This window comes from Alteromonas sp. AWJ4_199 (assembly GCF_056159165.1).
On record NZ_JBSWUR010000001.1, the window covers coordinates 1,611,609 to 1,624,240 of the forward strand.

General features: G+C 44.9%; 10 protein-coding genes and 1 riboswitch. Of the genes, 5 read left to right on the forward strand and 5 right to left on the reverse strand.

From position 1 onward, the window contains the following. Positions 1–205: 205 nt before the first annotated feature. From ccoG to ACXAER_RS07020, 5 genes are all read left to right on the forward strand, one after another. A complete protein-coding gene (ccoG, locus tag ACXAER_RS07000; protein ID WP_474827846.1) occupies positions 206–1,636 on the forward strand; it encodes a cytochrome c oxidase accessory protein CcoG in 1,431 nt (476 codons plus the stop codon). Continuing rightward, entirely contained in the window at positions 1,633–2,616 is a 984-nt protein-coding gene (locus tag ACXAER_RS07005) for a serine/threonine protein kinase (RefSeq protein ID WP_474827848.1), read from the forward strand. The genes ccoG and ACXAER_RS07005 overlap by 4 nt, the downstream gene beginning before the upstream one ends. Positions 2,617–2,734: 118 nt before the next feature. Continuing rightward, a riboswitch (cobalamin riboswitch) is annotated at positions 2,735–2,999 on the forward strand. A 90-nt stretch (positions 3,000–3,089) separates the two neighbouring features. Further along, positions 3,090–5,012 (forward strand): TonB-dependent receptor plug domain-containing protein, encoded by a 1,923-nt coding sequence (locus ACXAER_RS07010; RefSeq protein WP_474827850.1) that lies wholly within the window; start codon positions 3,090–3,092, stop codon positions 5,010–5,012. 365 nt (positions 5,013–5,377) lie between these two features. Beyond that, positions 5,378–6,010, forward strand: coding sequence for a thiol:disulfide interchange protein DsbA/DsbL (locus ACXAER_RS07015; RefSeq protein ID WP_334059125.1), 633 nt, complete (start codon positions 5,378–5,380; stop codon positions 6,008–6,010). Positions 6,011–6,087: 77 nt separating this feature from the next. Then, complete coding sequence (locus ACXAER_RS07020) at positions 6,088–6,678, forward strand: HD domain-containing protein (RefSeq protein WP_474827853.1); 591 nt, start codon at positions 6,088–6,090, stop codon at positions 6,676–6,678. Positions 6,679–6,744: 66 nt separating this feature from the next. Here the strand turns inward: ACXAER_RS07020 and ACXAER_RS07025 are convergent, their stop codons facing one another. From ACXAER_RS07025 to ACXAER_RS07045, 5 genes are all read right to left on the reverse strand, one after another. Continuing rightward, positions 6,745–7,965, reverse strand: coding sequence for an alginate export family protein (locus ACXAER_RS07025; RefSeq protein WP_474827855.1), 1,221 nt, complete (start codon positions 7,963–7,965; stop codon positions 6,745–6,747). A 136-nt stretch (positions 7,966–8,101) separates the two neighbouring features. After that, positions 8,102–8,977 (reverse strand): ABC transporter ATP-binding protein, encoded by an 876-nt coding sequence (locus ACXAER_RS07030; protein WP_474827857.1) that lies wholly within the window; start codon positions 8,975–8,977, stop codon positions 8,102–8,104. 16 nt (positions 8,978–8,993) lie between these two features. Beyond that, on the reverse strand, positions 8,994–9,989 hold the full coding sequence (locus ACXAER_RS07035; RefSeq protein ID WP_474827859.1) for an ABC transporter permease: 996 nt from the start codon (positions 9,987–9,989) through the stop codon (positions 8,994–8,996). Between the two features lie 86 nt (positions 9,990–10,075). After that, the gene (locus ACXAER_RS07040) at positions 10,076–11,485 is read right to left on the reverse strand and encodes a CmpA/NrtA family ABC transporter substrate-binding protein (RefSeq protein WP_474827861.1); all 1,410 of its coding nucleotides are present in this window, start codon (positions 11,483–11,485) and stop codon (positions 10,076–10,078) included. A 577-nt stretch (positions 11,486–12,062) separates the two neighbouring features. Further along, complete coding sequence (locus tag ACXAER_RS07045; RefSeq protein WP_474830526.1) at positions 12,063–12,602, reverse strand: methyl-accepting chemotaxis protein; 540 nt, start codon at positions 12,600–12,602, stop codon at positions 12,063–12,065. Between the last annotated feature and the right edge of the window lie 30 nt (positions 12,603–12,632).

Below are 12,632 nucleotides of genomic sequence, written 5' to 3' on the forward strand. Positions count from 1 at the left end.
AATTTCAACTGATCTTGGCACTGTATCCATACCATTACGCATAGATTCAAGAAAAGAAGAAACCATGAAACTTTCTGAAGTTTCAGTATTGACTGAAATTTTAAAAAGATAGACCATACGCCGTATTATTGATCTATATTAAGTATGACGTGTTGAACGCAGTTATACTGCACAGGCAGTTTGTTACGTCACATAAGGTTAAGCTATGAATGAACAAATACCGGTCAAAAACGTAACACCGGTAAAAGTACATAAACCCAAAGGAGCCATAGAGGGCAAACGGCATGACTCACGCAGCCGTATTTATGTGCGCGCCGTGCAGGGCCCATTGGAGACGTTTAGACGTTTCTTCGGTCTTTTCTTTCTAGCCCTTTTTGCCATTATTCCGTGGATTCAGTACAACGGCCATCAGGCGGTACTGCTTGATATCGGCGAACAGCGTTTTACTATTTTCTCGCTTACCTTGTGGCCTCAAGACCTTACCTTACTGGCCTATATATTCATTGTTTCCGCTTTTGCATTATTCTTTGTCACCACCTTCGCAGGTAGAGTGTGGTGTGGCTTTATGTGTCCACAAACGACATGGGTATATATATACACTTGGTTTGAAGAAAAGTTCGAAGGGCCACGAAACAAGCGTATAGCCCTTGATGCACGCAAGATGGATACCGACAAATTTTTACGTAAAACGGCAAAGCATACTGCTTGGGTTCTGGTAGCATTATTAACTGCGCTAACCTTTGTCGGCTACTTCACCCCCATCGATGCCTTGTTTGTTGACTTTGTCACATTTGACACCAGCTTCTGGGCGGGTTTCTCAGTTATCTTTTTTGCAGTTTGTACCTACGGAAATGCAGGCTATATGCGTGAAATTATGTGCACGCACATTTGTCCTTATGCACGATTCCAATCTGCCATGTTCGACAAAGATACCTTTACCGTATCCTACGATGCAAAACGGGGCGAACAACGCGGTCCACGCCCTCGAAAACTTAGTCACGAGCAGGTGCAGGAGAAAGGCTTAGGTGACTGCATTGACTGTAATTTATGTGTTCAAGTCTGCCCTACCGGTATTGATATTCGCAACGGCCTTCAATACGAATGCATCAACTGCGGTGCTTGTGTTGATGCCTGTAACGGCGTTATGGACAAGATGGGCTATCCCAAAGGCCTGATAAGCTTTACCTCGGAAGAAGAACTTGCTGGCGGTAAAACTCATATATTGCGCCCTAAATTAATTGGGTATTTTGTCGTACTTGTTGTTATGACCGGTTTGCTATTCGCTAATATTTGGATGCGCAGCCCCACCGAAGTCGACATTATCCGCGATAGAAATTCCCTATACCGCGAAACCAATGAAGGGCTAATTGAGAACGTCTATACCATAAAAGTGCTCAATAAAACCCAGCAAGAGCAAACGTATACGATTGCTGTAAAAGGTCTGCCTGACTATGAGTATATAGGTGAGCAAACTGTAACAGTTGAAGGCGGTGCGGTGTATAGCACGCCAATTTCAGTTGCAACTGACGCCTATAATCTGGAAGATACGGTTACCGATATTTTTATCAGTGTAACCACCACAATTGATGGGGAAACGGTTACTGTTGATGAGCCAACTAAGTTCCTTTATCGATGACAGATTTTTCATTCTCTGGGCTTAGCCCAGACACCATATTAGATGCCCTGGAAAGTCAGGGCATTTTTCTTCAAAGCGGTTTGCTAGCACTAAATAGTTATGAAAACCGCGTCTATCAGTTTTTGGCTGAAGACGGTCAGCGCTATGTAGCAAAATTCTATCGCCCAGGTCGATGGACCGACGCTCAAATTCTTGAAGAACACGCGTTTGCTGCAGAGCTAATCGATAACGAAATCCCATTGGCTGCACCTATAGCTTTAAACGGTAAAACGCTACATCACCATACGGTGGCGGAGACTGACTATCGATTTACACTATTCCCTTCGGTAGGCGGTAGACAGTTTGAGAACGACAACCTTGAACAGCTCGAATGGATGGGGCGTTTTATAGGCCGCATTCACCGCGTAGCGTCAGCTAAAGGGTTTGCAGATCGCCCCTCAATTGACATTGAAAGTTACCTTGATGAGCCCAAACAGGTTCTGTTGCAAAGCACACTGCTACCCGAGCATTTGAAGACGGCCTTTTTTGCCATACTCAATCCAGTTATTGAGGCCACCCAACAAGCGTATAAGCCAACATCGAATATTCGTTTACACGGTGACTGCCACCCAGGCAATATACTATGGCGCGACGGTCCAACCTTCGTTGACTTAGATGACTGCCGTATGGGACCCGCTATTCAAGACTTATGGATGATGTTAAGTGGCGACCGCCAACAGCAGCTTTTGCAGCTAGATACCCTAGTAGAGGCCTACGAAGAATTTCACGAATTCGATACGTCCCAGCTACCTCTTATTGAGCCACTAAGAGCAATGCGCATGGTGCATTACATGGCGTGGCTTTCTCGTCGGTGGGAAGACCCTGCGTTTCCTCGTGCGTTCCCTTGGTTTGCTGAAGACAAATATTGGGAAGGCCAAATACTTGCCCTTAAAGAACAGCTATCTGCACTCCAAGAGCCTCCGCTAAAATTGGGGTACTGAGCCTTCTGCCTTACTGCTGAAAAACGCTTTTTCGATAACCCTAGTACAATAACCGTATGCGGGTTACGAAAAAGCGTAAGGTATAAGAAACCGTATTCGCTATCACTTTTTAAGTTCTATATAATCGCTTTGTGTAGGTGCTTTTGTCGCGCTCCATAACTACTACTGTGACAATAGTTAAACGGGAAATCAGTGAAAAGCTGATGCTGCCCCCGCAACGGTAAACTCAACGCATTGTCGTTTTCTTTTCTTTGCGCCACTGTCTTTTATACGTTAACGCGCTACAGCGCAATCAGACGCCATTAGATGGGAAGGCAAAAGAGCCATTACCTTATCGGTCTTGGTGAGTAAGCCCGGATACCGGCCTGTACTTCATGGTGTCGTTTGCTTGCTCACATCCATAACTAAGCAAAAACGTGCACTTTCCCTAATCATGTGCTCGGGTGGAGCGCATCAAAGACAATATAAAAACCATGCGTACACATTTTACTAAAGCAGCCCTTAGCGCTGCAGTTATTTCGTGCTTAAGCACACCTGCCTTTGCTCAAACCTCAAATCAAGATATTGAAACGCTTACCGTCACTGGCACGCGTCTGCCTATTTCGCTAAATAAACTGCCTGGCTCAGTATCGGTGCTCACTGAAAGCGATATTAAAGCTTCGGGCGCACTTCAACTTACCGACCTAATTCGCGGCTTACCTGGCGTTAGTTTGTCTCAGTCAGGCAGCCCTGGTGGGTTAACAGAGCTGCGCGTGCGCGGCGGTGAAACCAACCATCTGCTTGTTTTAATTGATGGCGTTGTTGCCAACGATGTAGGCCAAGGGAGTCTTGTTGACCTTGCTCACCTAACTAGCGCCAACGTAGTGCGCATTGAGCTACTTCGCGGCCCGCAAAGTGCGAGGTGGGGTAGCGGCGCAATTGGTGGTGTACTAAGCATTACCACTAAATCTGGCCAGTTTGCCGACAATGTTTCTCACGTAGATTTTTCTGCAGGCGTTGGTACACAAGGTACGTTGCAGGGCAGTATGAATGCGCGCTCACAAAGCGATAACGTGGGTGTATCTGCCTACGCGAGCTATATTCGAACTGACGGCGATAACGTGTCTCGCGTTGGTACCGAAGATGATGGCTATGACAATATGACTGCCGGCATAAACCTCAATTATGCCGCCACCACCGAACACACCTTCATCGCGAATTTACGTTCTGTTCAATATGAAAATGACTATGACGGTACTGACTTTGTATTAACCGGCCTTCCTGCTGATACAGATAACGTAACAGATGGCTCACAAATAAGCGCGAAGCTAAGATGGGAATTTGCCCCTGCAAATAAAGGCTACCGCTCGGCATTAAGTGCACACTATCGTAAAGATGAAAACGATAATACTGAATCGGGTACAGATACAGGCGGCACCACAGGTGAGCGAATTGAGTTAAATTGGACCAGTTTTTACACTATCGATAATTGGGATTTTGCAGGCGGTGTTGAATATCTGCAGCGTCTTTTTGACCAGCGCGGCCCTATTGTATTTGGCGATCCTAATCAAAAACAACACGACAACACCTACAGCGTATTTGCAGAAGCAAACAGTCAGTTTACCGAGTCGCTAACTGCAACATTAAGCGCAAGGTTCGACAACAATAGTGAGTTTGATAACGCGGTAAGTTATCGCGCCGGCCTCACATGGCAGCTTAACGATTACTACTCCGTTTTTACCAGCTATGGTAAAGCCGTTAAAGCCCCTACTTTTACCGAGCGTTTTGGTTACTTCCCAGCGAGCTTTATAGGTAACCCTAACCTTGAGCCCGAAACCAGTGAAGAATGGGAAGTGGGTGTTAAAGCGAGCTGGACATCATTGTCTGCGCAAATCAGCGCTTACACTACTGACCTTGAAGATGAAATAAACGGTTTTGTGTTTGTATCTGACTTGGGGGCGTTCAGCGCAGATAATATTGACGGTGATAGTTCACGAGAAGGGATTGATGTAGAACTAAACTGGGACAGCGGCTATGGTGACATTACTGCCGCCTATAGCTACCTAGACGCTGAACAAACTGACAGTGGTATCACAAGCACAGAGTTACGTCGTGCTCGCCATCAAGGCTCGATAACTTATACCACTGACTTTGGTACAGAAAAGTTCAGCTTGTACACCAAGCTGGCCTACACGGGGAGTCGCTACGACACTTTCTTCCCGCCATTCCCTGAGTCATCTCAAACGTTAGCGCTTTCAGCTTATACCCTTGCTACCGTTAACTTCGGTTATCAAATTGACAGTCAGTGGCAGGTCTCGTTGAAAGTCGACAATGCATTTGATGCCGACTATGAAGACATTGTGGGCTATGCGGGTCAGGAGCGACGAGCGCTCTTTTCAGTTAACTTCGCTATGTAGTTAATTCAGGCTTAGCCTAGCAATTTATCCGGCTACATCTTGGTGTAGCCATTTTTCGTTCAATAGTTCCACGTCTATTGTATTGCTGTAGTTTTTGCATCTAATTATTATCATCTCTTTTACCGCTAACCTAGGCTTCAGATCGTTCCCTTTCTCACGTCTTATGATCTCCCCTTCGCAATTAATGTTATTCATATTCTATTCATAGTAAGAGGTTTATTCTGCGACAATCGCTTATCCTATCGCAGACAATGTTAACCTTATCGCGTACTAAGACCTTGTTGCGAAACAGGTCCTAGTTAAGCTAATAAGGCTGTGATAATCTCAACTTTGATAATCGTTTTTTTAATACAGGATCATAATCCATGAAAAAGTTTGCAGTAATGTTTGTCATGGCAATGCTTTTGCCATTAACAGCTTGTGCTCAAGAACCGGCGTCTAAATGGAAAGAAGGCACGCACTATAAAGTGCTTGATAAAGAAGCCACAGATAAACCCGTAATTACTGAGTACTTCTCATTTTGGTGCCCACACTGCTTCCAATTTGAACCAATCGTTGCACAAATCAAAGAAAAGAAAAGCGACGGTACTAAGTTCAACAAAGTACACGTAAACTTTATGCGCTTTACCGGCCCAGAAGTTCAGGACGATGCTACCAAAGCTATGCTTATTGCACGTGCAATGAAGCAAGAAGATGCAATGAACGGCGCTATCTTCAACTATATTCATAAACAGCGTGCGTCTATCACAGGGCTGAAAGACCTTCGCAACATCTTCGTAGTTAACGGCGTAGACGGTGCAGAGTTTGATAAAATGGCGAAGAGCTTCGGCGTTAATAGCATGGTGCGCAAAAACCAACAGCAAATCGATGAGTACCGTGAGCACCTAACAGGTGTGCCTAGCTTTATTATCAACGGTAAATATCAGCCAACGTTTACCTCTGACATGACATTCGATGACATCGCTGACCTTATCGTGTGGTTGTCAGAGCAGAAGTAATTTGGTTTAACAACCAATAACACCTTTAATTATGAAATGGGCGCTCTTGCGCCCATTTTTACGCCTAGGAGCCCCAAATGCATGCAGTAAGTGACTTTGCCGAATTCATTTGTGAACTTGATCAACTCAAAGCAGTGAAGCGTCAGATTACGCTTCCAAGTGATAACTATCGCCAAGAAAACTCAGCAGAGCACAGCTGGCACGTCGCATTAATGGCAAACATGTTAAGTGAATATGCAGCCAAGCCAATTGATATCACGCGAGTTATTCGCATGATCCTTATTCACGATATCGTAGAAATTGACGCTGGCGATATGTTTGCGTTTAACCAGCAAGCCGACCATGACGCACAAGCTGAGAAGGAGCTTGCTGCAGCCAAGCGCATTTTTGGGTTGTTACCAAGTCCTCTGGATAATGAAATGCTTGAGTTATGGCTTGAGTTTGAAGCAGCCGAAACCGCAGATGCAGAATTTGCTAAAGCCATGGACCGAGTGCTACCCGTTTTCCAAAACATGAAAGACAATGGGGGAAGCTGGAAACGCCATTCAATTGCAAGAGAGAAAATTGAAGCGCGAAATGCACATTTAAAATCTTGTGCGCCAGCACTGTGGGACTACGTTACTCATCAGCTAGATATTGCCGTTGAAAAAGGCTGGCTAAGTCAATAACGACTTAGCCAATCTAGTTTCGTGAAGCTACGCTAGGTTAGGTCTGAGAGTTAATTCGCTTAGCACTTAAAAACGTGTACCAACCCACATCCAAAAGCGATTAGCGTCTACTTTTATATCGCCCGCGTCGTAGGTACCGTACTTGATACCGAAATTGTACTTACCCGCAAATTTCTTGGTGTATTGAACATTAAATTCGCTACCTAAATCATCAACACCATTGCTGCTGTCGTCAGCGCTGAAATCATGATAAGCCAAAAGCCACTTACCACCGGCTAGGCCGCCAGAAAGTGAAAACTTAAGGTCTTGTAAGCCTTGTGCTGGTGTCCCCAAAAACTGATCGGTCCAACCGTTGAACTTGTGTAGAGTAGCAAGAGGTGTAGCAAACCCGTACAGTCCATCATCTGAACCTAGTACTTCATAATCGACTTTAGCGGTTACACCAGAGAAGGTTGCGGCTAGATAAGCATTTAGGTAAGACGCATCGAAATCAGTGGCTGTTTCTCCTGCGCCAGCTTCGCTCGATTGCGTAGCAAACTCAGCGCCATAAGCCCAATTTATACTGTCCCCTTTCATCTTTCCATCATAGCTTACGCCATACGTATCCAGCGCATTGTCTGTATCATTATCTACTTCTAATAAATACGCGTAGGCCACAAACTTACCGATTTTCGACTTATAAGTAGCGTGAAGGATATGATCTTTTGAATCTAAATCAGCAGCTTCGGCGAAAATACGGTTACGTTTATACAAATAGCTATAGAAAAGCTCAAGATTGTCAGTTGCCGCATACTTTGCGCTTACGGCATCAAAGGTCTGGCGGTCCTGTCTCCAACCAACGTGACCAACAAATCTGTGGTCGTCTAGCGTAATAACTTGACGACCAACCTTGGCGGTAAAGCCATCTGTTTTGTATTGAATAAAGGCTTGGTCAACTTCCGTTGTTTCTGGGTCAGCAATGACTGAGTATTCACCCACATTGAAGCCAGTAGGCCCTACGGTAAACTCATCTTGCCCCATTACAATGCGGCTATCTTCAACTTCGGCGGTAAACGAGAAACCATTGACACTCCCTGAGCTAAAGCCTAAACGGGTGCGTAAGGTCAGCGCGCTTGCATCTTCTAGCGCGTTGTCTTGATCTACGGCTTCATAACGTAAATTAAGGTCAGCCCATGCTTTTGAGTCGCTTAGCGCAGTGTGAATATCAGCAGCCATCGCGCTGCCACCTAGTACTGCCATAACAGAGGCAGCTAACATATTAATGCTTAGTTTTTTAAACGTGTTCATGCGTGTTCCCTATCGGTTTTGATTTTAATTTTTTATTAGCCAACACTTACCCAGCCAGCATGAAAATGCCGGTTAAAAAGTGAAAGTTATACGTTGTGGGCGGTACAATTACCGCCCTTATCAGATGCCGATAGTGCTAGGCAGCATCTGATTTTTTAGGGTCTTTTTTTTCAGATGTCACCCCGCTGGGTTTTGATGATGCGTTGTTAGTACGTGAAGTAACGGTTTCAACCTTTTTCTGCTTATCGTAAAGGAAGGTTAATACCTCATGTCTGTAGTGGTTATATTGTTTGTTGTCGGCAAGCGCTAATCGGTCGCGCGGGCGAGGCAACTCAATATCTAGAATTTCACCAATGGTGGCGGCGGGCCCATTGTTCATCATTACGATGCGATCAGATAGCAATACGGCCTCATCCACGTCATGGGTAATCATGATGACGGTATTACCCAAATCAGCATGAATTTCCATTAGCGAGTCTTGAAGGTGAGCACGGGTTAATGCGTCAAGCGCGCCAAACGGTTCGTCCATCAATAACACTTTAGGTTCCATTGCCAATGCACGGGCAATACCTACTCGTTGTTTCATACCCCCGGAGATCTCACTTGGCAATTTGTCGAGTGCGTGAGTCATGTGTACAAGCTCTAAGTTGTGCATGATCCATTCGCGCATTTCTCCTTTACTCTTGCCCCGCATGGTTGATTTAACCGCAAGCTCGACATTTTTATAAACAGTAAGCCAGGGCAATAAAGAGTGATTTTGAAATACTACAGCGCGCTCTGGTCCAGGCTGCTTCACTTCAGCGCCATCTAATATTACGCCTCCTGAAGTCGCTTGGTGTAAACCCGCGATAATATTCAGCACAGTCGATTTTCCGCAGCCAGAGTGACCAATTAGTGATACGAATTCGCCTTTGCTAATTTTTAGATTTACATCTTGAAGCGCAGTAAAGGGGCCCTTTGGAGTTGGGAAGTCGATACCTACCTGCTCTAATTCTAAATGTTTAGTATGCATAAATTTCTCCTCAAAATTAGCGTAATACGCTCGACTTATCCCAACTTACCGCGCGCTGAATTGATAACATTAGACGGTCCAATACAAAGCCGATGACACCAATAGTTAATACTGCCACCATGATTCTGGCTAAGGATTCTGAGCTACCGTTTTGAAACTCATCCCAAACAAACTTTCCTAACCCTGGGTTTTGGGCAAGCATTTCTGCGGCAATAAGTACCATCCAACCAATACCAAGCGATAATCGAAGCCCAGTGAAAATCATTGGAATTGAAGATGGCAGTACTATTTTCGTAAGGTGAGCAAAAGGTGTAAGACGCAGCACTTTGCTCACGTTAATAAGATCTTTTTCAATGTTTGACACCCCTACCGCAGTGTTAATAAGGGTTGGCCATAGGCAGCAAAGCGAGACCGTGAAGGCTGAAGTAACAAATGACTTTGAAAACGCTGGGTCTTCGCTTACATAAAGCGCACTTACTACCATAGTAACTAGTGGCAACCATGCTAGTGGCGAAACGGGTTTGAATAATTGAATAAGCGGATTTATTGCCGTGTAGGCTGATTTGCTTAAACCACACAAAATACCCAATGGAACTGCAACTACTGATGCAATAAAAAATCCAACCATAACGGTGTAGAGGCTGGTCCAAATTTGATCGAAGAAAGTAGGCGCACCGGTAAAGTCTCGTATCTTCGGCTTATAAGTAGGGTCTTGCGCCACACGTGCTGCATTTCGTTCTTCTTGACGTTGATAGAAAGCGTCTGCCTTTTCGCGTTGGGCGACATGCTCGTCTATTAAAGCTCCCGCTTGTTCAAAAACTTGTGCAGGGCCTGGAAATTGGCCTAACGATGTATCGATACTTTTTGCAACACCATTCCAAATTGCCAGAAACATCAGCAAGCCGATTACAGGCAGCAACAACGCAGGCGTGGATTGATATAAACGACTCAATAAAGAGTTTGCGTTTGACGGCGATGATGGAAGGCGAAGAATGGTTGTCATCTTGCTCATTGCTTGCTCCTGATACTTAATGTGCGCTATTGCGCTGTGAATGCCCCGTCTCACCTGAGGGTCGACGAGGCAACTTTACGAGACACTTACAGAACAGTGTCGCCTTTAAGACCAATATCAAATTGCTCTAAGTAAGCGTTAGGCTTGCTTCCATCAAACGTTACGCCATCAATAAACTCGCTCTGAGGCGGCTTATAACCTGTTTCCGTTCCAAACTCAGGGAAATCAGATGCCTTTGCTTTACCCTCAGCGATAAGCGCTTTAGCAGCTTGGGCATAAACTTCTGGCTTATAGACTTTCTTGGCCGTTTCCTTGTACCAATCGTCAGACTTAGCTTCTGAAATTTGGCCCCAGCGGCGCATTTGTGTGAGATACCAAATTGCATCACTGTAGTACGGGTAAGTAGCGTTGTAGCGGAAGAACACATTGAAGTCTGGCACGTCACGCTTATCGCCTTTTTCGTATTCGAAGGTGCCCGTCATGCTGTTAGCCAGTACATCTTCGTCCGCGCCAACGTAGTTGCTCTTAGCAAGAATTTTTACTGCTTCAGGACGGTTAGCATTGTCATTTTCATCCAGCCACATTGCTGCGCGAATTAATGCTTTAACCACACGGATGTGAGTATTAGGGTACTTGTCAGCCCAACTTTGGCTTACACCAAACACTTTTTCAGGGTTATTTTTCCAGATCTCATAATCAGTAATTACAGGTACACCGATACCTTTAAATACCGCTTGTTGGTTCCATGGCTCACCTACGCAGTAGCCATAAATAGTGCCTGCTTCCATAGTCGCTGGCATTTGTGGTGGTGGCGTTACAGACAATAGCGCTTGTGCATCGATTTGGCCTGCGGTATCACCTTTGTGAGGAGCGTAATAACCTGGGTGAATGCCACCTGCTGCTAGCCAATAACGCAGCTCGTAGTTGTGGGTAGATACAGGAAATACCATGCCCATATTGAAAGGTTTACCGGCGTTGCGGTATTCATCAACAACCGGTTTAAGATAATCAGCTTTGATTGGGTGTACAGGCTTGCCATCTTCCTGTGGAATGTACGCCTTCATTTTCTCCCAAATCTCATTTGATACAGTAATACCATTGCCGTTTAGATCCATGCTAAACGCAGTAACTACATGAGATTCCGTACCAAAACCAATAGTCGCGCCAAGCGGTTGACCTGCAAGCATGTGAGCGCCATCTAGCTGACCATCAATAACCCGATCTAGCAGCACTTTCCAGTTTGCTTGCGCTTCTAATGTGACGTAAAGCCCTTCATCTTCGAAAAAGCCTTTCTCATACGCCACAGCAAGCGGCGCCATATCTGTCAGTTTAATAAAACCAAATTTCAGCTCTTCTTTTTCTGGCCATCCTACTGCGGGCGCTTGTGCTGAAACAGATGTTGAAAATGTTGCTACAGACACGACAAGTGCAGCACAAACGCTTGCGCCCACCGTTCTAAAGCGTTTTAGTAATGATGTTGTCTTTAACCCAGTCATACGTGTTCCTCGTAGCCAAAAAAAAACCCACCAGCTATAGACATTTACATGTCTAGCACGGTGGGCTTCGTTGCCGTGTTAGTAACATCGGAGTAATTACTAACGCATCAAGTTGTTATTGGTAAGTCAGGAATTCCCGCTCACACACCTCATCTTAAAGGGAGGTTATAAAAAAGCTTTAGCTTAATAAAACCATCTTTTCTTATTATTATCATTTGCCATAAATGCTGGAGAAGTTGGAGCTTCCTTACCGTTCTCCACTGATTCCTGATAATTTTTCTTATTCACACTATGGAAAATGTTGTGCATTACACGATGCATAAGCAGTCGTGTCGCATTCGCAGCCTTGTATGGCAACGTTGTTTTGCACGTATGTATTGCAGCCAACGTGCCAAGAATTTAACCATATGATTATTAAAGAAATACTGAAAAATATAGCTAGGCACTTACAAACTAAAGAAAGGTTTTGTGCACCAAAACGGGGGAGGTGTTCAACCATGGTGCGAGCAAACAAGCACCACGATTGAGTATATTGAAACGTATAAACACGCCTAACACGAATGATAGACGCTTTGATCTATAGACGTTTAGTGAACTGTCCGATAGCGTTCACTACTTCATTTGCTCCACTTTGAATTTCACCCATCGCGTTACCTGATTGCGTTGAATATTCAAGTGCATCTCGGGCTTTTTCCTGTCCTGCTTCAATAAGCTGAACGGCATTTTCAGTAAGTTTTCTGTTCTCTACAACAACGTTGACTATTTCTTCTGTAGCACTGCTTGTTCGTGAAGCCAATTGCCTTACTTCATCGGCAACAACAGCAAACCCTCTCCCCTGATCTCCCGCGCGAGCGGCTTCGATAGCGGCGTTAAGCGCGAGCAAATTGGTTTGATCAGCAATTCCACTGATACTTTTTACCAAATCGGCAACTTTTTGTGATTGCTCATCGAGGTCTTTGATGCCTTCGCTCGCATTGCCCATTTGAGTGGTGAGCTCATTCATTGCTTTCACTGTGGCATTAAGCACTTCATTACCTTTGCGGGCTTGCTCTCCTGTCTCTTGCGAGATATTAAATGCCACATTAGCCGCTTCAGAAATTGCAAACTCACGCTGCATTTGCTCAGTAATGACAGTGGCAAACTTAAC

What these genes read in the sequence shown, in the direction of transcription:
- ACXAER_RS07030 (WP_474827857.1), bottom strand. Translation starts at nt 8,977, where the DNA reads ATGCATACTAAACATTTAGAATTAGAGCAGGTAGGTATCGACTTCCCA.
- ccoG (WP_474827846.1), top strand. Translation starts at nt 206, where the DNA reads ATGAATGAACAAATACCGGTCAAAAACGTAACACCGGTAAAAGTACAT.
- ACXAER_RS07045 (WP_474830526.1), bottom strand. Translation starts at nt 12,602, where the DNA reads ATGCAGCGTGAGTTTGCAATTTCTGAAGCGGCTAATGTGGCATTTAAT.
- ACXAER_RS07035 (WP_474827859.1), bottom strand. Translation starts at nt 9,989, where the DNA reads ATGAGCAAGATGACAACCATTCTTCGCCTTCCATCATCGCCGTCAAAC.
- ACXAER_RS07015 (WP_334059125.1), top strand. Translation starts at nt 5,378, where the DNA reads ATGAAAAAGTTTGCAGTAATGTTTGTCATGGCAATGCTTTTGCCATTA.
- ACXAER_RS07040 (WP_474827861.1), bottom strand. Translation starts at nt 11,485, where the DNA reads ATGACTGGGTTAAAGACAACATCATTACTAAAACGCTTTAGAACGGTG.
- ACXAER_RS07005 (WP_474827848.1), top strand. Translation starts at nt 1,633, where the DNA reads ATGACAGATTTTTCATTCTCTGGGCTTAGCCCAGACACCATATTAGAT.
- ACXAER_RS07020 (WP_474827853.1), top strand. Translation starts at nt 6,088, where the DNA reads ATGCATGCAGTAAGTGACTTTGCCGAATTCATTTGTGAACTTGATCAA.
- ACXAER_RS07025 (WP_474827855.1), bottom strand. Translation starts at nt 7,965, where the DNA reads ATGAACACGTTTAAAAAACTAAGCATTAATATGTTAGCTGCCTCTGTT.
- ACXAER_RS07010 (WP_474827850.1), top strand. Translation starts at nt 3,090, where the DNA reads ATGCGTACACATTTTACTAAAGCAGCCCTTAGCGCTGCAGTTATTTCG.